The organism is Achromobacter sp. 01N37, from assembly GCF_056399725.1.
The window spans coordinates 213,330-237,516 of the sequence record NZ_JBFTRX010000008.1 but is presented as its reverse complement, the minus strand read 5'-3'; the positions used below and the strand labels follow the sequence as shown (position 1 = coordinate 237,516).

Annotated in this window: 23 protein-coding genes; 16 read left to right on the top strand and 7 right to left on the bottom strand. The window is 65.2% G+C overall.

The window, feature by feature from the left end; all coding sequences use genetic code 11:
* Positions 1-136 precede the first annotated feature (136 nt).
* The gene (locus AC1DSJ_RS18975; protein WP_441370998.1) at positions 137-535 is read right to left on the bottom strand and encodes a DUF2784 domain-containing protein; all 399 of its coding nucleotides are present in this window, start codon (positions 533-535) and stop codon (positions 137-139) included.
* Positions 536-735: 200 nt separating this feature from the next.
* Here AC1DSJ_RS18975 and AC1DSJ_RS18970 point away from each other — a divergent pair, with 200 nt between their 5' ends.
* Complete coding sequence (locus tag AC1DSJ_RS18970) at positions 736-1,119, top strand: nuclear transport factor 2 family protein (protein WP_441370999.1); 384 nt, start codon at positions 736-738, stop codon at positions 1,117-1,119.
* A 28-nt stretch (positions 1,120-1,147) separates the two neighbouring features.
* Here the strand turns inward: AC1DSJ_RS18970 and AC1DSJ_RS18965 are convergent, their stop codons facing one another.
* The 4 genes from AC1DSJ_RS18965 to AC1DSJ_RS18950 form a co-directional block, all read right to left on the bottom strand.
* The gene (locus tag AC1DSJ_RS18965; RefSeq protein ID WP_346550046.1) at positions 1,148-1,723 is read right to left on the bottom strand and encodes a restriction endonuclease; all 576 of its coding nucleotides are present in this window, start codon (positions 1,721-1,723) and stop codon (positions 1,148-1,150) included.
* A 72-nt stretch (positions 1,724-1,795) separates the two neighbouring features.
* Entirely contained in the window at positions 1,796-2,041 is a 246-nt protein-coding gene (locus tag AC1DSJ_RS18960) for an RNA-binding S4 domain-containing protein (protein ID WP_175169053.1), read from the bottom strand.
* A 30-nt stretch (positions 2,042-2,071) separates the two neighbouring features.
* Positions 2,072-2,812 (bottom strand): DUF502 domain-containing protein, encoded by a 741-nt coding sequence (locus AC1DSJ_RS18955; RefSeq protein ID WP_342065982.1) that lies wholly within the window; start codon positions 2,810-2,812, stop codon positions 2,072-2,074.
* A gap of 42 nt (positions 2,813-2,854) precedes the next feature.
* Positions 2,855-3,322: a winged helix-turn-helix transcriptional regulator gene (locus AC1DSJ_RS18950; RefSeq protein WP_054422406.1), complete on the bottom strand. Its 468-nt coding sequence runs from the start codon at positions 3,320-3,322 to the stop codon at positions 2,855-2,857.
* 134 nt (positions 3,323-3,456) lie between these two features.
* On the opposite strand from AC1DSJ_RS18950, the gene AC1DSJ_RS18945 reads away from it, so the two are divergent.
* The 4 genes from AC1DSJ_RS18945 (at position 3,457) to AC1DSJ_RS18930 (ending at position 9,945) form a co-directional block, all read left to right on the top strand.
* The gene (locus AC1DSJ_RS18945; RefSeq protein WP_054421735.1) at positions 3,457-4,758 is read left to right on the top strand and encodes a D-amino acid dehydrogenase; all 1,302 of its coding nucleotides are present in this window, start codon (positions 3,457-3,459) and stop codon (positions 4,756-4,758) included.
* Positions 4,759-4,804: 46 nt separating this feature from the next.
* Entirely contained in the window at positions 4,805-5,929 is a 1,125-nt protein-coding gene (locus tag AC1DSJ_RS18940) for a metallophosphoesterase family protein (RefSeq protein WP_441371000.1), read from the top strand.
* Positions 5,926-8,553: an AAA family ATPase gene (locus tag AC1DSJ_RS18935; RefSeq protein WP_441371001.1), complete on the top strand. Its 2,628-nt coding sequence runs from the start codon at positions 5,926-5,928 to the stop codon at positions 8,551-8,553. Before AC1DSJ_RS18940 ends, AC1DSJ_RS18935 begins: the two co-directional genes overlap by 4 nt.
* Positions 8,554-9,036: 483 nt before the next feature.
* On the top strand, positions 9,037-9,945 hold the full coding sequence (locus tag AC1DSJ_RS18930; RefSeq protein WP_476760366.1) for a DMT family transporter: 909 nt from the start codon (positions 9,037-9,039) through the stop codon (positions 9,943-9,945).
* Here AC1DSJ_RS18930 and AC1DSJ_RS18925 read toward each other — a convergent pair.
* Both AC1DSJ_RS18925 and AC1DSJ_RS18920 read right to left on the bottom strand, forming a co-directional pair.
* Entirely contained in the window at positions 9,899-10,930 is a 1,032-nt protein-coding gene (locus AC1DSJ_RS18925; protein WP_441371003.1) for a hypothetical protein, read from the bottom strand. The two genes, AC1DSJ_RS18930 and AC1DSJ_RS18925, sit on opposite strands and share 47 nt — an antisense overlap.
* 396 nt (positions 10,931-11,326) lie before the next feature.
* Complete coding sequence (locus AC1DSJ_RS18920) at positions 11,327-12,313, bottom strand: tripartite tricarboxylate transporter substrate binding protein BugE (protein ID WP_441371004.1); 987 nt, start codon at positions 12,311-12,313, stop codon at positions 11,327-11,329.
* A 555-nt stretch (positions 12,314-12,868) separates the two neighbouring features.
* Between AC1DSJ_RS18920 and AC1DSJ_RS18915 the strand changes: the two genes are divergently transcribed.
* The 11 genes from AC1DSJ_RS18915 (at position 12,869) to AC1DSJ_RS18865 (ending at position 24,076) form a co-directional block, all read left to right on the top strand.
* On the top strand, positions 12,869-15,784 hold the full coding sequence (locus tag AC1DSJ_RS18915) for a monovalent cation/H+ antiporter subunit A (RefSeq protein ID WP_054421746.1): 2,916 nt from the start codon (positions 12,869-12,871) through the stop codon (positions 15,782-15,784).
* Positions 15,784-16,128 carry a Na+/H+ antiporter subunit C gene (locus AC1DSJ_RS18910; RefSeq protein WP_054421748.1) on the top strand — a complete coding sequence of 115 codons (345 nt, stop codon included), beginning with the start codon at positions 15,784-15,786 and terminating at the stop codon, positions 16,126-16,128. The genes AC1DSJ_RS18915 and AC1DSJ_RS18910 overlap by 1 nt, the downstream gene beginning before the upstream one ends.
* Entirely contained in the window at positions 16,125-17,756 is a 1,632-nt protein-coding gene (locus tag AC1DSJ_RS18905; RefSeq protein ID WP_342065976.1) for a monovalent cation/H+ antiporter subunit D, read from the top strand. The genes AC1DSJ_RS18910 and AC1DSJ_RS18905 overlap by 4 nt, the downstream gene beginning before the upstream one ends.
* Positions 17,756-18,238: a Na+/H+ antiporter subunit E gene (locus AC1DSJ_RS18900; RefSeq protein WP_054421752.1), complete on the top strand. Its 483-nt coding sequence runs from the start codon at positions 17,756-17,758 to the stop codon at positions 18,236-18,238. Before AC1DSJ_RS18905 ends, AC1DSJ_RS18900 begins: the two co-directional genes overlap by 1 nt.
* Positions 18,239-18,240: 2 nt before the next feature.
* Positions 18,241-18,522, top strand: a complete 282-nt coding sequence (locus AC1DSJ_RS18895) for a K+/H+ antiporter subunit F (protein ID WP_054421755.1) — start codon at positions 18,241-18,243, stop codon at positions 18,520-18,522.
* The gene (gene mnhG / locus AC1DSJ_RS18890) at positions 18,519-18,860 is read left to right on the top strand and encodes a monovalent cation/H(+) antiporter subunit G (protein ID WP_054421756.1); all 342 of its coding nucleotides are present in this window, start codon (positions 18,519-18,521) and stop codon (positions 18,858-18,860) included. Before AC1DSJ_RS18895 ends, mnhG begins: the two co-directional genes overlap by 4 nt.
* Before the next feature lie 271 nt (positions 18,861-19,131).
* Positions 19,132-19,659, top strand: a complete 528-nt coding sequence (locus tag AC1DSJ_RS18885) for a hypothetical protein (RefSeq protein WP_245636267.1) — start codon at positions 19,132-19,134, stop codon at positions 19,657-19,659.
* 346 nt (positions 19,660-20,005) lie between these two features.
* Complete coding sequence (locus tag AC1DSJ_RS18880) at positions 20,006-20,854, top strand: HAD family hydrolase (protein WP_175169048.1); 849 nt, start codon at positions 20,006-20,008, stop codon at positions 20,852-20,854.
* The gene (gene tadA / locus AC1DSJ_RS18875) at positions 20,847-21,371 is read left to right on the top strand and encodes a tRNA adenosine(34) deaminase TadA (protein ID WP_346550032.1); all 525 of its coding nucleotides are present in this window, start codon (positions 20,847-20,849) and stop codon (positions 21,369-21,371) included. Before AC1DSJ_RS18880 ends, tadA begins: the two co-directional genes overlap by 8 nt.
* Positions 21,368-22,354 (top strand): LD-carboxypeptidase, encoded by a 987-nt coding sequence (locus AC1DSJ_RS18870; protein ID WP_346550031.1) that lies wholly within the window; start codon positions 21,368-21,370, stop codon positions 22,352-22,354. Before tadA ends, AC1DSJ_RS18870 begins: the two co-directional genes overlap by 4 nt.
* 117 nt (positions 22,355-22,471) lie before the next feature.
* Complete coding sequence (locus AC1DSJ_RS18865; protein ID WP_476760365.1) at positions 22,472-24,076, top strand: ABC-F family ATPase; 1,605 nt, start codon at positions 22,472-22,474, stop codon at positions 24,074-24,076.
* Positions 24,077-24,187: the final 111 nt, after the last annotated feature.

Below are 24,187 nucleotides of genomic sequence, written 5' to 3'. Positions count from 1 at the left end.
TGCGGCGTGGCGCCGGGTGCCTGACATGATAAAGCAGCGGGCGAGGTGGACGATGTGGCGGCTTATTTTGCGGCGGCGTGTTCGTGCGAGTTCATTTCGTGCGGACCCATTTCCTGCGAGCCCATATCGTGCGAGCTCATTTCGCGGCGGCGTTCAGACGCGTGCTGGCCCGGTCACGGCGGCGGCGTCGCGCCCACAGCGTGTAGACGATCAGGTTGCCCGCGATCAGCAGCGCGGCCAGCACAACCTGCGACGTGCGCGTGATGCCTTCCGGATAGATGATGCCCAGCAAATAATGCTCGATGAATCCGCCCGCATAGCCTTCCTGCCCCGCCTGCTGCCGCAGCGACACTTCCAACGGCGTCAGCGGGCAGATCCAGCCCATGCCGATGACCATGGCGCCCCAGGCCAGCGCGGGCAGATGCCAGTACGCGGCGCGCGGCTTCCATAGCGCAAGCAGGCCGCCGAACACCACGAAGGCAACGAACAGGCCATGCAAGACAAGCACCAGGTCGGCRAGAATGCGGTAGGTCATGCGGGGGTCTCAATGAATAATCAGGAACTGCGGTGACGCAGCGGGATGCGCATTTAATCGTAATCGCGCTTGCCCCGTGCAAGTCATTGGCAACAAGGCACGACGCTTGGTGTCGGAATAGAATGCCGGCGATGGATTGACGCGCCGACTGATCGACGCCCGGACAGACCAATCCCCCGACATACCGATATCAGGCAAGCATGATGACCCAAACAATCACGGCGCGGATTCAGGCCGCGGAAGAGGAACTGCGCCAGGCGATGCTGGCGTCCGACATTGCGGCGCTGTCGCGCCTGCTGGACCCGGAGCTGATATTCACGAATCACATGGGCTGGACGTTCACGCGCGAAGACGATCTGGATGCGCATCGTTCGGGCTTGTTGAAGATCCACGGCCTGGACTTGTCCGAATGGAATATCGCCGTGCGTGAGGCGTGCGCGGTGGTGTCCGTGCAGGCCCGCATCACCGGCAGCTACAACGGCGTGCCGGCCAACGGCACGTTCCGCTTCATGCGGACGTGGGCGCCGGATGCCGAGCAGGATCAGTGGCGCGTGATTGCCGCCAGTTCGGTGATGGTGGTTTAAGCCCGCGGGGGGCGACCCGCCGTTAGCGTCAGACCTTCAAGTCGCGCAGCAGCTTGGTCAGTTCCGGCGCCGTCATCAGCGACACGCCTTGGGATTTGGCGTAGCTCCACGCGTTGTCCGACACATCGCCCAGCGCGATGTAGATCGCTTCACGCGCGCCGCGCTTTTCGCGCGCCGCTTGCAGTTCGCGCAGCGGCTCCACGCCGACGCGGGCGGCTTTCCAGCGCTTGGCGCTGACGATGGCCACGTGGCCGTCTTTGCTCAAGGCGAAATCCGCGCCAGGCGATTGCAGGCGTTCGACCTCACAGCCGTCGCGCTTGAAGCCGGCTTCGACCGTTGCCGCGAATTCCGTCCACGACATGGCGGCGGCGGCCTCGGCCACCGCCTGCACGCGCGTGCCGGACGGCGCGCGCAATTGCTTGTAGGCCGCCATGATGGAGATGACCGCGAACGGCACCGCCGCGAACACGCCCATCGCCGCGAACTCCAGGGGCAGGGCGGCAAACCCGCCCACGCTCAGCACGACGGCCACGCCCGCGCTCATCCACCACGGCGAACGCAGCAGGACGGCGAAGATGGAGTTCTGGGACATCTTGAGTTTCATGGGGGCTCGCGGTGTTGCGGTGTCGGGAAGGTGGAACGGAAAGGCGAAACAGAAAGGCGAAACAGAAAGGGGTCAGGCGTCGGCCGGCGGCGTGTCGGCGGCGCGCACCACGATGCGCACGTCGCCGCAGGTGACGATCTGGCCGCCGCGGATTTTGGCGGTCTTGCGCGTTTCGACGACACCGCCAACGCTGACCAGGCCGTCGGCCACCATCATCTTGCCTGCGCCGCCGCTGTCGCAAACGCCGGTGGCTTTCAAGAGCTGGTTGATTTCAATGTAGGGGCTGCCGTCGGCAAGCGTGAATTCGATAAGAGGCATGGGTTGCGCGTAAACGAATGAAAAAGCCGGTCAGACCGGGCCGCCGCTGCGGGGGGGCGCGGGCGGCAAATCAGAAGGCGGCAAATCAGAAGGGGCCGAGGCGGAAGGAGCCGAGGCAGAAGGAGCCGAGTCTGGAGCGACCGAGTCCGGCGCGTCCGGCGCCGCGGGCGCGGCCGGGCGGTGGTTGCTTTCGGCGCGCGCCATCCAGGCGATAAGCGACGAACGCATCGCTTCTTCCACCGACATCTGAATCGGTTGCACCCAGTCTTGCGGCACGAAGACGGTGTAGCCGCCAATCATGTAGCCCATCGGCAGGTAAACCGCCACGCGGTCGCCTTGCGTGAAGCCTTCAGGCAGGCCTTCCATGCTGCGGCGGGTGACAAGGCCCACCAATTCCAGCTGCTGGCCCGGTATGCGCAGCACCACGACCTGTTGCGCCGTGTTCTTGGAGCTGGGCGAAAAGTAGTCCGCAAAACTCTTCAGCGACGAATAGATGCTCTTGACCACCGGCAGGTTGGTGAAGGGCATTTCCACGACGGTCAAAAAGCGCTGTACGCGCTGCTTGGACACCAGGTAGCCAATGGCCAGAATGCCCAGGATGCCCAGCGCCAGCCCCATGCCCGGCACGTAGAACCCGCCGATGAAGGGGCGCAGGAACGTCAGCGCCACGGCCTCGGTCCAGGCCAGGAAGATGTACAGCAGGTAGATGGTCAGCGCCAGCGGCAGCACCGTGATCAGGCCGCGGAAGAAGTATTTGTAGAGACGAGTCATAAGGGGGGCTAAAGACCGGGACTAAAGAATTTGGGGTCGGACCTAGCGGTCCACGGGCAGGTACAGCGTTTCCTTGATTTCCTCCATCACGACGTAGCTGCGGGATTCCGCGGATGCTGGCAGTCGTTTGAGGATTTCGCCAAGAAGGCGGCGGTATTCGTTCATTTCCGTCAGGCGGGCCTTGACCAGGTAGTCGAAATCACCCGACACCAGGTGGCATTCCATGACTTCCGGCACATACAGCAGCTCTTTCTTGACCTTGTCGAACACATCGCCCGATTTGGCCGACAGCTTGATTTCCAGAAAGACCAGCAGGTTCTTGCCCAACGCGGCCGGATTGACGCGCGCATGGTAACCCGTGATGACGCCTTCGCGCTCCATCCGTTTGACGCGGTCGGAGCAGGGCGTGGCGGACAGGCTCACGCGTTCGGCCAATTCCGTTACCGAAATGCGGCCTTCACGCTGCAGGATATCCAGGATTTTCAGGTCGATTCTATCGAGGTCGCGCATTTCACTTTTGGCGATCAGAAAAAAGGGGCCGCCCGAGAAAAAGCACTGGTAAAGCAAAATAATCAGTGCTTTTCACTGCGACGAGGGCCATAGACTACCGAAATTACTGAGCAAATCCAAATACGGAAAGAATCATGCATGTGATCGTCCTAGGTAGCGGCGTTATCGGCACCACGACCGCGTATTACCTGGCCCGCCAGGGCGCCAAGGTTACGGTCCTGGACCGCCAGCCCGCCGCCGCCCAGGAAACCAGCTACGCCAACGCCGGTCAGGTGTCGCCGGGCTATTCCACGCCCTGGGCGGCGCCCGGCATTCCGCTGAAGGCGATCAAGTGGCTGTTTCAAAAGCATGCGCCGCTGGCGATCCGCCTGGACGGCAGCCTGTATCAGCTGAAATGGATGGCGGCGATGCTGGCCAACTGCTCGGCTGACCGCTATTCGGTCAATAAAGAACGCATGCTGCGCCTGGCCGAATACAGCCGCGATTGCCTGCGCGAACTGCGCACGTCCACCGGCATCCATTATGAAGAGCGTACGCGCGGCACCTTGCAGCTGTTCCGTACCGACGCGCAAATGGAAGCCGCCCGCCGAGACATCGCGGTGCTGGAAGAGGTGGGCGTGCCGTATGAACTGCTGGACCGCAACCGTCTGGTAACGGCCGAACCCGCGCTGGCGCGTTCGATCCACAAGCTGGCCGGCGGCCTGCGCCTGCCCAATGACGAAACGGGCGACTGCCGCCTGTTCACGACCCGGCTGGCCGAGATGGCCGTGGCGATGGGGGTGGACTTCCGCTACAACCAGACCGTGTCGGGCCTGAACACGGCAGGCGGCCAGATTACCGGCGTGCGCGTGGGCAACGACGTTCTGACCGCCGACCGCTACGTGGCGGCCTTTGGCAGCTACACGCGCGGCTTCCTGGAACCGCTGGGCCTGGACCTGCCGGTGTACCCGGTCAAGGGCTATTCGCTGACCATCCCGCTGAAGGACGAAAGCGCCGCGCCCGTCTCGACCATCCTGGACGAGACCTACAAAATTGCCGTAACCCGTTTCGACGAGCGCATCCGCGTGGGCGGCATGGCCGAGTTGTCGGGCTTTGACCTGCGCCTGAAAGACGCGCGCCGCAAGACGCTGGAGCTGGTCGTCAACGACCTGTTCCCCGACAGCGGCCATGTGGCGCAAGCCGAGTTCTGGACCGGCCTGCGCCCGATGACACCGGACAGCACGCCGGTGGTTGGCCCGACCCGCTACGGCAATCTGTACCTGAACACCGGCCACGGCACGCTGGGTTGGACCATGGCGTGCGGCTCGGGCAAGCTGGTGGCCGATCAGGTCATGGGCCAGCGCCCCGCGATTCGCACCGACGGCCTGAGCCTGTCGCGTTACGACCGCGGTGCAGCCTCCGAGCCGTCGCTGGTGCTGGGCGGCAAGGGCGCTTGAGCGGGGCGGCAAGGGCGCTTGAGTTTGCTTGTGCCAAAATCGGCGGATGACCCATTTTCTGCATACCGCCGATTGGCAGATCGGCCGTCAATACGGCCAGTTCGAAACCGATGATGCCGCCATGCTGGCCGAGGCGCGCTTTGACGTCGTCGGCCGCATCGCCCAGCTAGCCACCGAGCGCGGCGTGGACGCCGTGCTGGTTGCGGGTGACGTATTCGACACGCAAGGCGTGTCCGACCGCACGATCCGCCGGCTGTTCGCCGCCATGGCCGGCTACGCCGGACCCTGGGTAATGATTGCGGGCAACCACGATGCGGCCTTGGCCGACAGCGTCTGGAGCCGCGCGATGCAGCTGGGCTGCATTCCCGCCAACGTGCATGTGCCATTGCGCGTTGGCGTGGTCGACCTGCCCGCCATCAATCTGGCCGTGCTGGCGGCCCCGCTGACGCAACGCCACACCTACGACGACGTCACCCAGGCGTTCGACACGCTGGACACCGCCGCTGGGCGCGTGCGCGTGGGCCTGGCGCACGGCAGCGTTTCTGGCCGGCTGCCCGACACCATCGACGCCACCAACCCCATCGCAGCCGACCGCGCCACGCGCGCCCGCCTGGACTATCTGGCGCTGGGCGACTGGCACGGCTGCCTGTCCATCGACGCGCACACCTGGTATGCCGGCACGCCCGAGCAAGACCGCTTTCGCGGCAACGAGCCCGGCTATGTGCTGGACGTGCGCATCGATGCGCCGGGCGCGGTGCCGGTTGTTGAACGGGTCGCGACCGGCAAGTACCGCTGGTCGGCCTGGGACGAAACCATCAGCCTGCCCAGCGACGCGCACGCGTTGGCTGAACGGCTGGCGCAGACGCGTGCGGAAGACGTGTTGCGGCTGGACGTACAAGGCCACGCCAATATGGAAACGCTGGACACCTTGCAGCGCGCGGTGGACTTGGCGGCGGCGCAGGCACGCGCCTTGTTGCCTGACCTGTCCGGGCTGCGCCTGGAACCCGATCTGGCGGACCTGGCTGAGCTGGGCGCCAGTGGTTATGTGGGCGACGTGGCGGCGCAGTTGCAAGCCATGCAAGGCGAGGGCGAGCAGGCGGCCGTCGCCAGCGAGGCCTTGCGGCTGCTGCTGCGGTTTCAGCGCGATAGCGCCTCGGGAGCCGCCAAATGAAGCTCTCGCGCATTGCATTGGAAGAATTCCGCAAGTTCCGTCAGCCCCTGGTGCTGGACGGCTTGCAAGACGGGCTGAACCTGTTCGTGGGCGCCAACGAGGCTGGCAAGAGCACCGTCGCCACCGCCATCCGTGCCGCGTTCCTGGAACGCTACAGCACCAGCAAGGTCTCTGACCTGGCGCCGCGTGGCGAGTCCGGCGCGCGGCCCAGCGTTGAGCTGTCGTTCGCGCATGCGGGCCACGACTATGTGTTGAAGAAGCAATTCCTGTCACGCGCGCGCTGCGAGCTGCTGATTGACGACGGCGCGCAGCGCCTGGATGGGGAAGAAGCCGAAAATGCCTTGGCGGCGTTGCTGGGCTTCGAGCTGCCCGGACGCGGCCAGAGCAAGCCCGACCTGGCCGGCATTCCCGGCCTGCTGTGGATACAGCAAGGCGACGGCCAGAATCTGCAAGAGGCGGCGGGCTATGCGGGCACGCATTTGCGCGATGCGCTGACGCAGCTGTCTGGCGAGCTCACGTCGTCTGATGGCGACCGCCTGTATGAACGCGTATCGGCCGAGCGCGCCGCGTTGCTGGATGCCCGCAATGGCCGCCCCAAAGGCATCTACAAAGATGCCGAGGACGCCTTGGCGCGCGCTACGGCCGAGCGTGACGACTGCGCCGCAGCCATGGCGCAGTTGAATGCCGACGTGGACCGTCTGGCCGAGCTGCGCCGCGACCACGAGCGCGCGCAAGCCACCGAACCCTGGAAGGAATTCGAGGCCAAGGCGGCTGATGCGCGCGCCCGCCTGGCCACGCTTGCCAAGGAGCGCGAGGCGTTCGAAGGCCTGCGCCGGGAACAGACGCAAGCCGCCCAGACCTTGGCCCTGTTGCAGGACCAGGTGCGCCGCGATCAACAAGACGAATCCGAATACCAGGCGCTGGTGAAGGAAGCGCAAGCCGCGCGCGCGCGGGTGGACGCCGCGCAGGAACCGGTGGCGCGCGCGCAGCAGCAGCGCCAGACGCACGCCGCGGCGGTCGACGCGGCGCGCTTGCGGGTGGCGGCCGTACAAGCGGTGGCCGACCGCCGCGACGTAGAGCGCCAGCTCGCGCAGTTGAACGCCGAAATCGAACGCCTGGACGACGCGCTGAAAGCCGCCACTGCGCTGATCGAACAAGGCTCGCTGCTGAAGACCGAAGCGCTGCGTATTGAGATTGCCGACGCCGATATCGACGCCTTGCGCAAGTCCGAACGCGCGCTGGCCAATCTGCAAGTGCGCCAGCAGGCCATCGCCACGCGCTTGTCGTATGAATTGAACGCCGGGCAGCAGGCCACGCTGGATGGCAAGCCGATGTCTGGCGCCGACCAGGTATTGCTGACGTCGGTTGCCGAGCTGGATCTGCCCGGCGTGGGGCGCTTTCGCATCGAGCCGGGCGGCCAGGACTTGCCGGCGCTCAAGCGCGAACGGGACGATCTGCAACGGGCATGGTCCGCCTTGCTGGAACGTTTGGGCGTGGCGACGCTGGCCGATGCCGAACAGCGCCACGCCCGCTACACGGCGTTGCAGCGTGAGCTGGCCGGCATGCGCAATACGCTGGCCATCCATGCGCCCAAGGGCATGGACGTGTTGCGTGGCCAACGCGACGACGCCCTGGCTCGCCGCGTGCCCTTGCAAGAGCGCTTGGCGAAACTGCCTGCTGCGGTCGAAGGCGGGAACGACGATTTGCCCGCCGCCACGCAGGCCCTGCGTGAAGCGGAAGCCGTGGCCACGCAGGCCGAAGCGTCGCTGGCGGCTGCGCAGCGCGCGCTTGATGCGGATATGGCGCGTGCGCAATTGCTGGAAGGGCAGGCGGCGGCACGCGGCGCCGACATGCAGTCCGCTGAACGCGCAAGCCAACGTCAGGCGCGCGCGGGCCGGCTGGCAGAGGTGCGCAGCGGCCACGATGACCTTGACCGCCGCGTGCGCGACGCGCAAACGGCGCTTGCCGAACACCGGCCTGAATTGGTGGAGCAGGACGTTCAGCGCTATGAAAAATCGGCCGGCATCGAACGCGAGGCGCAGCACAAGCGCCACGGCGAGATCCTGCAACTGCAAGGCAAGCTGGATCAGGCGGGCGCTCAAGGCTTGGGCGAACGCTTGTCCGAGGCCGCGGCCGACTGTGAGCGCCTGACGCGCCGTCGTGATGAGTTGTCGCGCCGTGCGGCGGCGCTGGACTTGTTGCTTAAGCTGCTGACCGACAAGCGCGCGGCGGCAACACAACGGCTGCAAGCGCCGCTGGCCCGCCGCTTGAATCACTATCTGGCCTTGCTGTTTCCCGAGGCCGCGCTGCGCCTGGACGATGCCTTGTTGCCCACGGCGTTGCGGCGCGGGGATGGCGAAGATCTGCTTGATGCGCTGAGCTTCGGCACGCGCGAGCAGCTGGGCATCCTTGCGCGTTTCGCCTATGCCGACCTGTTGCAGGAAGCGGGGCGGCCCACCTTGCTGCTGCTGGACGACGCGCTGGTTCATACGGATGACGCGCGGCGCGACTTCATGAAGCGCGCCTTGTTCGACGCCGCCACCCGCCATCAGATTCTGATGTTCACCTGCCACGGCGATGCGTGGCGGGACATGGGTGTGGAGCAGCGGCGCATCGGCGGGTGAGGGCAATCGTGGCGGCGAGGCTTGACGGGTTTCTGGCCTGTCGCTACGCTACGCACATGCCCGCCGCCACGAACCTGCTTGCCTCGACCGCCGCTGCCCACTCAGCCGGCGGTTTTGCATGCGCGCGGGTCTTCGCGCGGGTCTTCTCTTCCCGGGGCTTGCCTTCTGTTGTGGCGTCCCCTGTCGTCTTTTCCCCTGTCACTGCGGTAGTCCCTTCGGTGGTGCTTTCGCCGCCTGGGTCTCCTCCGGCCTCACCGCCTTCCGGCGGGGTTTCCGGCGCGTATCCGCCTTCGGCGGTCGTAGCTGGCTAAACGCCGGTTCGTCTTCCCGACTCCAGCCCTTTCAGTTATCCGCACTATCGGTCGCATGATGCGCTGACGCCTTTGGCGCTCGCCGTGCGCAGCTGATCCGTGCGCGGCCCGCTTGGCGCATCGCCATGCAGGGGGCTGGAGCCTGTGCTTTTACCCTGACAGGTGAAACCTCATGTCTTTGAATCGATCTTCGTGGACGGCCTATGGCTCCACGGCCTTGTTCGTGCTGCTGTGGAGCGGCGGCGCAATCTTCGCGAAATGGGGGCTGTCGTATGCCTCTGCCTTTGGCTTTTTGCTGTTGCGCTTCATCCTGGCGTTGGCCGCGCTGGCGCTGATCTGCCTGTGGCGCAAACGCTGGCTGCCGGCGCCCGGCACACGCTGGACGGTTGCGGTGACGGGCTTGCTGCTGATTGGCAGCTACTCCATCTGCTATCTGCTGGCGCTGGACCACGGCATCACGCCGGGCGTGCTGGCGACGTTGCTGGGCGCGCAACCCATCCTGACCTTGGCGGTGATGGAACGCCGCTACTCCCCCGCGCGTCTGGCCGGTTTGTTGCTGGCGTTGTCGGGCCTGGTGATGGTGGTGTTCCAAAGCATCGGCATGGCGCGGTTTTCGGTGGCCGGCATGGTGTTCGCGCTGGCGGCCTTGCTCAGCATGACAGCGGGCGCCATGCTGCAAAAACGCGTGAAGCAGGCGCCGATGGACCTGCTGCCCTTGCAGTACGTGATCAGCTTGGCGCTGTGCCTGGTGTTCGCGCCGTTCCAGCCCCTGCGCGCCGAATGGGGCGTGGGGCTGGTGCTGCCGCTGATCTGGATGGGACTGGTGATTTCGGTGGGCGCGACGCTGCTGTTCTACCGGATGATCCAGGCCGGTAACCTCGTCAACGTCACCAGCCTGTTCTATCTGGTGCCGGCCGGCACCGCCGCGCTGGATTACCTGATTCTGGGCAACCGGTTGTCAGTGCTGAGCCTGGCGGGCATGGGCGCGATCCTGTTGGGGTTGATGCTGGTGCTGCGCCACCCGGCAGCCGCCATCACGCCAACGCGGGCGTCGCGTTCATCGGCCACGCGGGGCGGTTAGCGCTGGCGGGGGGCTGGCCGGCAGGGTCCTTGTGCTGGCCCTGCGGGTAGTGCTGGCTCTGCGGGTCGTGGGGGCTGTCCAGTTCGTCCGCGGCGTCTTGCCTATCCCGCGCGTCTGCCGCGTCCCGTCCCGCCCAGTGCCCGCTGACCAATTGGGCGGGGCGGCTTTGCGCCACCACGCGTGCGCACACGGACCAGGCGTCCAGCCGGACGCTCAGGCCGGCGTACACGCCGTGGCCGTCGCCCGCCTGGATCAGGCCGTCGGCCTGCACGCCTTCACCGGCCCGTATCGAACCTTGGGCGCGGATGTCGCCGCCTGCGATCATGCCCCAGCCTGATGCCAGGTGTTCGCCGCAGTCAATCGCGCCACCGGCCTGGATGCCGCTGCCCGCGTTGATTTCCTTTTCGGCGCGCACGTCGCCGCCCGTCTTGATGCCTTGGCCGCATTTGATGGCGCCTTGGGTCTGCACGTCTTGTCCGGCATGCAGGTGGCCGGTCACGGCCAAGTCCTGGCCCGCACAGATGTCCCATTTTGCGCGCACGTTACCGCCACAATCCACGCGGGTGGCGACTTCGATGCCCCAGTCGGCCATGATGTCGCCGCCTGCGCGCAGGTTGCCGCCGCTGGCGATATTGGCGGCCGCAGTGATGTTTTCGCCCGCCATGATGGTTTCACCCGCGCGGATGCCGCCGCCCGTGATGATGCTGCGGCCGGCACGCACGACCGAGTCCACGTTGATGCCCATGCGCACTTCCAGCGTGCCGGCGAAGACGATGGCGTTCGCGTCCACGGCGTCCAGTTTCAGCACCGCATCGGTGGGGCCGAACTGGTCCAGCAGCCAGCAGGCGTCGCTGACGCGGCCGTCTGCGACCAAGGCGTCAAGCACGGCCTGGTAGTCCCCCTGTCCGTTGTGGTCGCGGATGAACCATTTGTAGCCTCCCGCGCAGGGGTTCTTGGCTTTGACGAATTTCTTGGTGAGTTGCATGGCGCTTAGACGAAGATCGGTGCGTGGCCGGGCCGCCAGCGCGCGGCAGGCAGCAAAGATTCAGGCGCGGGCGTCCGGCCACGCGGCAGGACAACCGCCGGCCGATGTCTGGCGGCAACCCGCAGCGATGTGCTCAGGCCGCCGGCGACTGGCCGGAATGAAAGAGGGGGGAGCGAAGACGCCGGCTGATTAGCCGGGCTTGGAGCGCGCGTAAGCGGAACGCGCGGCGACTTCCTGCGAGCTCAACAGAGTCGAGCGCAGGGCGCAAAGGACGCAAGCAGCGGGAGGGATGGGAGAAAAATCGGATCGCACGGGGCCAGATGCTAACACCCAGGCATCGCTAGTCAAGTGGGCAAGCCGTCCCCAATAAAGAGGGCGGCTCGCCCGCAGTGACGATCAGTTCGTCGAAACGATGTTGCGTTCCTTGGCGATGCGCTGGCGCAGTTCCAGCTCGCGCTGGATCTGGGCGGCGTATTCGGCGGGCGTGTTGCCGTCCATCAGCGATCCGCCGTCAGCCAGACGTTGCACGATCTTCGGGTCTTTCAGCGCCTTGATGGCGGCATCATGGATGCGATCCACCACAGCCTTGGGGGTGCCGGCAGGGGCCACCAGGCCGTACCAGGCCATGTTGTCCATTTCAGGCAGGCCGCCTTCCTTGAAGGTCGGCACGTCCGGCAGGGCGGGCAGGCGCTTGGGGGCGGCCACGGCCAGGGCGCGCAGCTTGCCGGCCTGGATGTGGGGCATGGACGACGGCAGGTTGTCGAACTGGGCGTTCACCTGGCCGGCGATCACGTCATTCAGCGCCGGGCCCGAACCGCGGTAGGGCACGTGGACCATGTCGGTCTTCGTCAGGGACTTGAACAATTCGCCGTCCAGGTGGCCGATGCCGCCTGCGCCTGACGAGGCATAGCTGTACTTGCCCGGGTTGTCTTGCAGCAGCTTGATGAATTCGGCCAGGTTTTTGGCCGGCACGGCCGGGTTCACCGTCAGCACGTTCGGCACATTCACCAGGTTGGTGATCGGCGTGAAGTCCTTGATCGGGTTGTACGGGTTCTTGGGGTTGGTGGCCGGGTTGGTGGCCATGGTGCTGACGGTGGCAACACCCAGCGTGTAGCCGTCCGGCGCGGAACGGACCAGCGCGTCGGCGCCGATCGAGCCGCCGCCACCGCCCCGGTTTTCAACTACGACGGCTTGGCCGAGCTCACGGCCCAGGCCTTCGGCCACGATGCGGGCCACGATATCGGTGGTGCCGCCGGCCGCAAACGGGACGATCAGGCGGATGGGTTTGTTGGGGTAGGGGTCGGCGGCGAGGGCCGCGGAACTAAAGCAGACGCCTGCAATGGCGGCGGCCAGAACGGCCTTGGCATGAGACAGCACGGTCAAGAGTCTTCTCCATATTGTTGTTCCGAGCCGGCCGGCTTCTTGGGCCGGCGTCGGTGAAGCGTGCGTAGCCGGATACGGGAGTTGCATACACTTCGTGGACGCAATTCCACACAGGAATCCCCCTACGGTCAACTCAGGATTCACCCTGCCTCGTGCCAAAATATTTTTTCGGTGTTGCAGCGGTGTCTGAAAATGACGTCAGTTAGGCGAAAAAGCCAAGCCTGACAACAAGATGAACAGATGCCGATTAGCTGTCATTGCGCAATCATTGCGCAGTCATCGTGCTGTCATTAGCCGGGTTCACGCATAAATCTCTGCATAACTTACAAGAATCTGATATTTTTCGGATGAGATTCTTGGCCGGTCTTGCAAGAAAGCTATTGCGTTTGTTTCTGTCTGCGCCGTTCAATGGGCGTTGGTTGATGTCCCCGCGGGGCAACGTGTAGTGCAGCGACGCACCGGGCCAGGGTTCCGTCTTTGTTGTTAATCCCCGGTCTGTTTCGTCTTTCGCTGCCACGTGCTGGCGGGAGGGGGCCCGGACATTCTCGGAACGCCATGTCGCTGATCCTGATCCTCGCTCTGCCGTTTGCCGGCAGCCTGTGCGCCGCGCTGCTGCCTTCCAACGCTCGCAATGCCGAGGCGTGGTTGGCCGGCCTCATCGCGCTGGCCTGTGTGGTTCTGATTGCCAGTCTGTACCCGGAAGTCGCCAACGGCGGCGTGATCCGGGCGGACATGCCCTGGGCGCCCGCCCTGGGCCTGCAATTCACCCTGCGCATGGACGGCTACGCGTGGCTCTTCGCGCTGATCGTCTCCGGCATGGGCGCGCTGGTGGTGCTGTATGCGCGCTACTACATGTCGCCGGAAGACCCGGTGCCGCGCTTCTTCTCCTTCTTCCAGGCCTTCATGGCCGCCATGCTGGGCGTAGTGCTGTCCGGCAACCTGATCCAGCTGGTGTTGTTCTGGGAAATGACCAGCCTGGCGTCGTTCATGCTGATCGCCTACTGGCACCACCGCCTGGATGCCCGCCGCGGCGCGCGCATGGCGTTGACGGTGACGGGTGGGGGCGGGCTCTGCCTGCTGGCCGGCGTGCTGATCCTGGGCCATATCGTGGGCAGCTACGACATGGATCGCGTGCTGGCCTCGGGCGATCTCGTCCGCGCCGACCCCTGGTATCCCGCCGTGCTGGTGCTGGTGGCGCTGGGCGCGCTGACCAAAAGCGCGCAATTCCCGTTCCATTTCTGGTTGCCCAACGCCATGGCGGCGCCGACGCCGGTGTCCGCCTACCTGCACTCGGCCACGATGGTGAAGGCCGGCGTGTTCCTGCTGGCGCGGTTCTGGCCGGTGTTGGCGGGTACGGATCAATGGTTCTGGATCATTGGCGGAGCAGGGCTGATCACACTGGTGCTGGGCGCGTACGCCGCCATTTTCCAGCAAGACATGAAGGGCGTGCTGGCGTATTCCACGATCAGCCATCTGGGCCTGATCACGCTGCTGCTGGGCTTGAACAGCGAGCTTGCGCTGGTGGCCGCCATTTTCCACATGATCAACCACGCCACCTTCAAGGCSTCGCTGTTCATGGCGGCGGGGGTGGTCGACCATGAAACCGGCACGCGCGACCTGAGCCGCTTGTCGGGCCTATATAAAGCCATGCCCATTACCGCCACCTTAGCGATGGTGGCGGCGGCGTCCATGGCTGGGGTGCCGCTGCTGAACGGCTTCCTGTCCAAGGAAATGTTCTTCGCCGAAACCACCTTCGTCAGCGGCGACCGCTTTACCGAGATCGGCCTGCCGCTGATGGCGACCATCGCTGGCGCGTTCAGCGTGGCCTATTCGCTGCGCTTCATTCTGCAAGTCTTCTTCGGCCCGCCGGCGACTGATCTGCCGCGTGCGCCGCACGAGCCGCCGCGCTGGATGCTATTCCCCAGTGCATTGCTGGTGTTCATGTGCCTGCTGGTGGGCGTGGTGCCGGGCCTGACGGTCGGCCCGTTCCTGGCGACCGCTGCGCGCAGCATCCTGGGCGAGAACATGCCCGAATACAGTCTGGCCGTCTGGCACGGGGTGAATCTGCCGCTGGTGATGAGCATGGTCGCAACCGCTGCGGGTGTGCTGCTGTATCTGGCGTTGCGGGCGCATCAGCGCGCCAACCCCGGCCGCGTGCCGTTCATCTATCGCCTGGATGGCCGGCGCACGTTTGAGGCCTTGCTGGACGGCTCCAGCGTGGCCGCTGCCTGGCTGCTGCGTTGGGTGTCATCCACGCGCCTGCAAGTGCAGATGCTGCTGATCGTGCTGGGGGCCTTGTTCGTGGCCTGGCTGCCGCTGCGCGGCGGCGGCTGGCTGGATGGCACCGAACGCATGTCGGCTATTGACCCGGCCTTTGCGCTGATGTGGGGGGTGGGCGCGGCCTGCGCGCTGGGCGCCGCCTATCAGGCCAAATACCACCGTCTGGCGTCACTGGCCCTGGCCGGTGGCGCGGGGCTGATCACCTGCCTGACCTTCGTCTGGTTCTCGGCGCCTGACCTGGCGTTGACCCAGTTGTCGGTTGAAGTCGTCACCGTGGTGCTGTTGCTGCTGGGCCTGCGCTGGCTGCCGCGCCGGATTGAACAGGACGACGAAGAAACCCTGAAGGCCACGTTGCGCGCCCGCGGCCGCCGCCTGCGCGACTTGCTGATGGCCACGGCTGCCGGCACGGGCATGGCGGCATTGGCTTACGCCGTGCTGGTGCGCCCGCAAGGCGACACCATTTCGTCCTACTTCGTGGACCGCGCGCTGCCTGACGGCGGCGGCACCAACGTGGTGAACGTGATTCTGGTGGACTTCCGCGGCTTCGATACCTTTGGCGAAATCACGGTGCTGGGCATCGTGGCGCTGACGGTCTACGCGCTGCTGCGCCGCTTCCGTCCGGCCGCCGAAAGCGCCGACCTGCCGCGCCAGCAAAAGGAACAGGATGGCGGCGTGCCGGCCGCACCCGATATCAAGTCGGTAGTGCCGACGGGGTCGATGATGGTGCCGACGGTGCTGGTGCGCCTGTTGCTGCCTACCTCGGCGCTGATCTCGGTCTACTTCCTGCTGCGCGGCCACAATCAGCCGGGCGGCGGTTTTGTGGGCGGCCTGATTTTCGCCACGTCCGTCATCCTGCAATACATGGTGGGCGGCGTGTACTGGGTGGAATCGCGCAGCCGCCTCAACCCGCAGAACTGGATCGGCCTGGGCTTGCTGGCGGCAGGCGCCGCGGCGGTCACGGCGTGGCTGGCGTACAAGCCGTTCCTGGCCGCGCTGGCCTGGGATGTGTCGCTGCCGGTGATCGGCCATATTCATTTGTCCAGCGTGCTGCTGTTCGACCTGGGCGTATACATGCTGGTCGTTGGCTCCACCGTGCTGGTGCTGGTGGCGCTGGCTCACCAATCGCTGCGCGCACAACGCAAGGCCGCCGCCGAGATGCAAGCGGCCGCCGCACAAACAGGGGAAGCCTGATGGAATTGATTTATGCCATTGCGATCGGCGTGTTGGCGGGCTCGGGCGTCTGGCTGCTGCTGCGCCCGCGCACCTTCCAATTCATCATGGGCCTGTCGCTGGTTTCCTATGCGGTGAACCTGTTCATCTTCGGCATGGGCCGGCTCACGTCGGGCCGCCCGCCGGTGCTGGACCCCGCCACGGCGCATGACCCTTCCTGGTACGCCGACCCCTTGCCGCAAGCACTGGTGCTGACGGCCATTGTGATCGGCTTCGCCACCACCGCGTTGTTCCTGGTTGTTCTGCTGGCCTCCCGCGGCCTTACGGGTACCGACCACGTTGATGGACGGGAGTCCCAATCTTGAGTTTCTGGCTTCAACACCTTCCAATTCTGCCGATCATCACGCCGCTCGTTGCGGGCGCGGTGATGCTGTTGCTGGCCGATACCAGCCGCTACACGCGGGGCGCCATTTCAATGGTTGCGACCCTGGCGCAACTGGCGGCCGCCATCGCCTTGCTGGTGGTGGCGGGCGGCGGCGTGCCAGACGTTTGGCCGACCGGGGTAGGGGTCTACCTGGTGGGCGACTGGCCGGCGCCCTTCGGCATCGTGCTGGTCGTCGACCGCCTGGCCGCCGTCATGCTGACGCTGACCGCCGTGCTGGGCTTGGCGACGCTGACCTACGCGCTGGCCCGCTGGGACCGCGCAGGCGTCCATTTCCATTCGCTGTTCCAGTTCCTGCTGATGGGCTTGAATGGCGCCTTCCTGACGGGCGACCTCTTCAACCTGTTCGTGTTCTTCGAAGTGCTGCTGGCAGCCTCCTATGGCCTGCTGCTGCATGGCTCGGGCGTGGCGCGCGTCAGCGCCGGCCTGCAATACATCGCCGTGAACCTCGTGGCGTCGTTCCTGCTGCTGATCAGCATCGCGCTCATCTATGGCGTTACCGGCACCTTGAACATGGCCGACCTGGCCCTGCGTGCCGGCAATCTGGCGGGCCCCGACCGCATGCTGTTCGAAGCCGGCGCAGCCATTCTGGGCGTGGCCTTCCTGGTGAAGGCGGGCGCGTGGCCGCTGAACTTCTGGCTGGTCAAGGGCTACGGTTCGGCCGGTGCGCCCATTGCGGCCATGTTCTCCATCATGACCAAGGTCGGCATCTATGCGCTCTTGCGCATCGGCTCGCTGCTGTTGCCCTCGGGCGCGCCCGCGGCCTTCAGCCTGGACTGGATGTTCGCAGCGGGTCTGGCCACGCTGCTGTTCGGCGCGCTGGGCCTGCTGGCCACGCAGCAGCTGGAGAAGATGGTGGGCTACTGCGTCATCGTTTCGGCCGGCACGCTGCTGACGGCGCTGGGCATGCCGGGCGTCACCTTGACCGGCCCCGCGCTGTTCTACCTGATCAGTTCCGTGCTGACGACGGGCGCGTTCTTCATGCTGGCTGAACTCATCGAGCGCACGCGCAGCTTCGGCGCGAACGTGCTGGCCGTGACGCTCGACGCGTTCGACCTGGACGACCCAGCCTCGGTCAACCGGTCCGACGACGTGGTGGGCGTGGCCATTCCGGCGGCCATGGCTTTCCTGGGGCTGGCCTTCATTTGTTGCGCCTTGCTGGTGACGGGCTTGCCGCCCTTGTCGGGTTTCGTGGCCAAGTTCTCGCTGTTGTCGGCGGCGGTGTCCGCCGCCACGGAATCCGCACCGCCGATGGACGCGTGGATTTTGGTGGCCGCCGTGCTCGTGTCGGGCCTGGCGGGCCTGGTCGGCTTGAGCCGCACGGGTATCCGCGTGTTCTGGGCCAGCGACGATCGCAGCACGCCGCGTCTGCGCGTGATCGAAGCGGGTCCGGTGGCCGTGCTGCTGCTGTTGTGCGTGGGCCTGGCGGCGGGCGCAGGCCCGGTGTCGGCCTACCTGGACGACGCGGCGCGCTCGCTGGATCAACCCAAGTCTTATATTGATGCCGTCATGTCCGCGCAGACCGTGCGCGGCGCTCAAGGAGGAAGCTGATGCGCCGTGTTTACTTCCTTTTTCTGCCGGTATTCCTGTTCGTCCTGTGGCTGGTGCTGAACGAAAGCCTGTCGGCCGGGCAGATCGCGCTGGGCGCGGCGTTGGCGCTGTGGTTCACCTGGGCTGCATCCCGGCTGCGTCCGCTGCATGCGCGTCCGCACCGGCTCTGGAAGGCCGTGCCCCTGTTCCTGCACGTGACGGTCGACATCATCAAGTCGAACATTGCCGTGGGCAAACTGATCCTGAACCCCCGGCGAAACGATTTTTCGCCCGGCTTCATCATGATCCCGCTGACGATGCGCGACCCGCACGGCCTGGCGATGCTGGCCTGCATCGTCACCTATACCCCTGGCACGGTCTGGGTCGACCTGACGCCCGATCACAGCCTGAAGCTGCACGTGCTTGATCTTCAGAACGAAGACGACTGGGTCAAGCTGGTGCAGGAGCGCTACGAGCGCCCGTTGATGGAGATGTTTGAATGACTATGAACACCGCACTGTATTGGGCGGCGTCCTTCGCCCTGGTGTGTTTCGCGTTGGGCATGGTGTTTGCCGCGATCCGCCTGCTGCGCGGGCCCACCGCGCAGGACCGCGTGCTGGCGCTGGACACGCTGTATATCAACGGCATGTTGACCATGCTGGTCTTCGGCATCCGCTCGGGCTCGTCGCTGTACTTCGACATCGCGCTGCTGATCGCCTTGTTCGGCTTCGTCGGTTCCACCGCGATGGCGCGCTTCCTGTTGCGCGGCGAGGTGATCGAGCCATGATCGAGGCCACCATCCCCCTGTGGGCCGGCATTCCCGCCTGCATCCTGCTGGTGTTGGGCGGCTTGCTGGCGCTGACCGGCTCGGCCGGCCTGCTGCGCTTTCGCTCGTTCTACGCCCGCATCCACGCGCCTACCTTGGGCAACACACTGGGTTGCGGCTGCGTGCTGGCTGCATCGATCCTGGTGTTCTCGGCCTTGTCCGCGCGGCCGGTGTTTCACGAAGTGATCATCACGCTGCTGCTGGTGGTGTCGTCGCCCGTGACGGCAATGCTGCTGATGCGCGCCGCGACCTACCGCAAGCGCCTGACCAAGGCCGACGCCGACCTGGACGCCCGCTAGCACTGGTAACAAGCGCCACGGCTTGTGAACGGCACACGCCGTGCTGCGCCGCGGAATTGAACGCAACAGGGGCCAACCGCCCCTGTTTTTTCGTCTGGAATTCCGTCTGGCCCCCGGCCTGCGCAAATTCGGTGCCTGATACGACAACTTACGAATTCATGTTGCTCGACATGTCCCCGGCGCGGCATCGTGGGATAGTGGATTCCAAGCAAGCGGCGTGACCGCTGTCGGGTCACTGCCGTTTTCGGTTCAATTCTTAAAGGAGCTGGCCATGAACAAACGACCCATGCATACCAAACGCCTTGCGGCATCCCTTTGCGCGGCGGGCTTGATGTTGGCCGCGGGAGCGGTCCACGCGGCGGATGCCATCGGCCGCGCCGGCATCCAGTCCCAGTACGAACAGGATGTGGCCAAGTGCAAAAGCGGCAACACCAACCAGGACCGCGCAACCTGCATGCGCGAAGCCGGCGCCGCGCGCGATGAAGCCAATCGCCAGAATTTGAAGGATGGAAGCACGGACCAGCATCAGCAGAACATGGTTGACCGCTGCAACCGGCTGCCCGCCACGGCGCGGCAGGACTGCCTGACCCAGATGTCGTCGCCCACCAACGTGCGCGGCAGCGTGCAGGGCGGCGGCGTGCTGCGCGAAACCGTGATCCAGGTGCCGGCCGGCAGCGTGCCGCCTCCGGCCCCGGGTATGGCGCCGCCTCCGCCCGCCTCGGGCATGGCGCCTCCGCCTCCCGCCCCGGGCTCGGTGCCGCCCGCTACCGGCACGATGAACGCGCCGATGCGTCAGTAAACGCGGGAAGGGCGCGCGGCCACGGGCATAACGTGGCCGTGCGCAGGTGCAGCCCATACCTGCGCCCATTCCTGAGCTTGCGGCCCGATCATGGCCGAAGCGCAAGCGCCACCAGCAAGCAACACCAGCAAGCAAAACCGGCAAGCAAAACCGGCAAGCAAAACCGGCAAGCAACACCAGCAAGCGCCACCAGCAAGCAACACCGGCAAGCAATACCCACAAGCAACGCCGCGCACAGCCGCCACCACATTCAGGCAAAATGGCGGCTGTGCGCTTTTTTGCGCCGTCCGTTTGCGTCCTTTCGCGCCCGCCGTTTCGTTTCCACTCGTCCTTATCCCCCAATTCCATGTCCGACGTCATCGCCCTGATTTTCGACTTCGACGACACGCTGGCGTCAGACAGCACGTCGGGTTTTCTCGAAAGCATCGGTGTGGACACGGCCTCGTTCTGGAAAGACGAGGTGGACCCCTTGCTGTCGCAGCAAGACTGGGACCCCGTGCCCGCCTATCTGTACAAGATGATCCAGCTGTCGCAGGCCGGCACGCACGGCCTGATCACGCAGCAGCGCTTGAAAGAGTGGGGCGCCCGCCTGGACTTGCATGACGGCGTGCCGACCTTGTTCCAGCGCCTGCGCGCGGCCGTGCGCGCCGAACAGCCGCAAGTGCAGCTTGAGTTCTATCTGATCTCAAGCGGCATTGGCGACGTGGTGCGCTCCACGCCCATCGCGCATGAATTCACCGAGATCTGGGCGTCCGAATTCGTCTACGGCGAAGACGGCGGCATCACGTTCCCGCGCCGTATCGTCAGCTTCACCGACAAGACGCGCTACCTGTTCCACATTCAGAAAGGCATTATCGGGCGCGACTTCCGCAACAAGCCCTTCGAGGTCAACCGCAAGGTGCCCGAAGACCGTTTGCGCGTCCCGTTCGACCAGATGGTGTTCGTGGGCGACGGCTATACCGACATTCCGTGCTTCTCGCTGATCCGCCGCGCAGGCGGTTTTGCGTTCGGCGTCTGGGACCCTAAGCATCGCGACAAGCGCAGCCGCGCCTGGGGCTTCATCGAAGAAGGGCGGGTGTCGAACCTGAACCAGGCCCGCTACGACGAAGAAGCGGAGCTCTACCAATGGCTGGAAGAGGCCGTGACCAGCCTGGCCGGCCGCATCGCCCTGAAATCGCGGGTGTACCGTGGTTGAGGTCGACGGCACTGCGGCTGCCACTGCCGCCGCGTTTTCGGCCTGGACCGAAGAAGACGCCCGCTACATCCGTCTGGCCCTTGAAGAAGCGCAGGCCGCGTACGACATCGGCGAAGTGCCGGTGGGCGCGCTGGTTGTGTCGGCCAAGGGCGAGATCCTGGGGCGTGGCTACAACCGCACCATCATCGACCACGACCCCACCGCGCATGCCGAGATCGTCGCCTTGCGCAACGCGGCGCGCCAACTGGAAAACTACCGTCTGCCCGGCATCACCGTGTACGTCACGCTGGAGCCTTGCGTCATGTGTATCGGCGCCATGCTGCATGCGCGGCTCGCGCGCGTCGTGTTCGGCGCCTACGACCCGAAGACCGGCGCGTGCGGCAGCGTGCTGGACGTGGGCTCGGTCCCGAAACTCAATCATCACACTTCAGTCACCGGCGGCGTGCTGGCGGAACCCTGCGGCGACCTGCTGCGCCGGTTCTTCCGCGAACGCCGCGCCAAGGAATCCATCGCATGAGCACCCATAAGCATGACCACGATCACGGCCCCACCTGCGGGGATGATTGCGGGCATGACCACAGCCATGATCACGCCCACTCGCTGCCGGACGCGCGTGGCATCTACCTGATCTCGCCGTCTTCGGCCGTGCGCGACCCGGCCACGGTGGAACTGGCGCGCGAACGCTTGCAGCAGCAAGGCTTCAAGACCGCGCTGGACCGCACTGCCTTGGCCGAGCATCAGCGCTTTGCCGGCACGGACGCCCAGCGTCTGGCCTGCCTGACGCGCGCCACCAAGCAGAAGCTGCCGATCGTCATGGTGACGCGCGGCGGCTACGGCATGGGCCGGCTGCTGGACCAGATCGACTGGAAGGCCATGGCCGACAGCGGCAAGCGCTTCGTGGGCTTGAGCGACTTCACCGCGTTCAACCTGGGCCTGCTGGCCAAAACCGGCGCGGTCAGCTATTCCGGCGCGACCGCCGTGGCGGACTTCGGCGGCAAGAAAGTCGACGACCTGACCGAAGCGCTGTTTGGCGAAGTCATGCGCGGCGAACTGGAAATCTTGAGCTTCGAAACGCAGGACGCCGACGCCGTCGACGCCCGCGGCATCCTGTGGGGCGGCAACCTGGCGATGGTGACGTCGCTGATCGGCACGCCCTACATGCCGAAGATTCGCGGCGGCATTCTGTTCCTGGAAGACGTGGCCGAACATCCGTACCGCGTCGAACGCATGCTGATCCAGCTGTGGCAGGCGGGCATCCTGGCCAAACAAAAGGCCATCGTGCTGGGCCGTTTCACCGATTACAAGCTGGCGCCGCACGACAAGGGCTACGACCTGCATGAAGTCGTGGCGTGGCTGCGAAAGACAGTCAAGGTGCCGGTCATCACCGGTTTGCCCTACGGCCACGTGGCCACCAAGGCCACCTTGCCGATCGGGCAGAAGGTGGGCATTGCCACCGAAAAGGGCCTGGCGCATCTGGTACTGGACGAACACCACCACTGATCGCCGCAGTCAGCGTCACCCTTACGGGTCCCGCGCAAGCCGGACCCGCAAAGTCATTTGCTACACTATCGGGTTTCCTCGCATGCGTCTTCGGACGCCTACAGACTCAAATACACCGTGATATCCACAGCCAATCTCACCATCCAGTTCGGTCCCAAGCCCCTTTTCGAGAACGTCAGCGTCAAGTTCGGGGAAGGCAACCGGTACGGGCTGATCGGGGCCAATGGGTCCGGTAAGTCTACGTTCATGAAGATCATCGGCGGCGACCTCGAGTCCTCCGGTGGCAACGTGTCGCTGGAGCCGGGCGTGCGCCTGGGCAAGCTGCGCCAGGACCAATTCGCGTTTGAAGACCTGCGCGTGCTGGACGTCGTCATGATGGGCCACACCGAAATGTGGGCCGCCATGTCCGAGCGTGACGCGATCTACGCGAACCCGGAAGCCACCGAAGACGACTACATGCGCGCGGCCGACCTGGAAGCCAAGTWYGCCGAGTACGACGGCTACACSGCCGAAGCGCGCGCAGGCGAATTGCTGCTGGGCCTGGAAATTGCCGTTGACCAGCACAACCTGCCGATGCGCGAAGTGGCCCCGGGCTGGAAGCTGCGCGTGCTGCTGGCGCAGGCGCTGTTCTCGAACCCCGACGTCCTGCTGCTGGACGAGCCCACCAACAACCTGGATATCAACACCATCCGCTGGTTGGAAAACGTGCTCAACGGCTACCAGAGCACGATGATCATCATCAGCCACGAYCGCCACTTCCTGAACYMKGTGTGCACGCACATGGCCGACRTGGACTACGGCGAAATCCGCATTTACGCGGGCAACTACGACGACTACATGCTGGCCTCCACCCAGGCCCGCGAACGCCTGGTGTCCAACAACGCCAAGGCCAAGGAACGCGTCGCCGAACTGCAAGACTTCGTGCGCCGCTTCGCCGCCAACAAGTCGAAGTCGCGCCAGGCGACCTCGCGCTTGAAGCAGATTGACCGCATCAAGGCCGACCAGGTCGTGGTCAAGCCGTCGTCGCGCCAGAACCCCTACATCCGTTTCGAGCAGAACAAGGTCATGCACCGTCTGGCCGTCACGGTTGAAAACCTGACCAAGGCGTACGACGCGCCCGTCATCACCAAGTTCTCGGCCATGGTCGATGCGGGTGAAAAGATCGCCATCATCGGCGCGAACGGCGTGGGTAAGACCACCTTGCTGCGCCTGCTGGCCACCGAATTGCAGCCGGATTCGGGTTCGGTGAAATGGTCCGACAACGCCGACCTGGGCTACATGGCGCAGGACGTGTCCGACCAATTCCTGCAAACCGACATCAACCTGCTGGACTGGATGGGCGACCACCGCCAGCCGGGTGACGACGACCAGTCGATCCGTTCGGTGCTGGGCCGCCTGCTGTTCTCGGCGGATGATCTGCCCAAGGCGCCCAAGGTGCTGTCGGGCGGCGAAAAGAACCGCATGACCTTCGGCCGCCTGATGCTGGGCCGGCACAACGTCATGCTGCTCGACGAGCCCACCAACCACTTGGACATGGAATCGATCGAATCCCTGCAATTCGCACTGGAAAAGTACGAAGGCACGCTGGTGTTCGTGTCGCATGACCGCGAATTCGTGAGCGGCCTGGCTACCCGCGTGATCGAAATCCTGCCGTCTGGCGAGATCATCGACTACCGCGGCGGCTACGAAGACTATCTGGAATCGCGCGGCATCGAAGCCTGATGATTTCCGCCTGAAGTCGTCCAGCACGGCGCGTCCCTCAGGGGCGCGCCGTGTTGTTTTCAGCCCGCCGATGTTCAGCAAGCTGCAATATTGATTGCGCTATCATCGGGT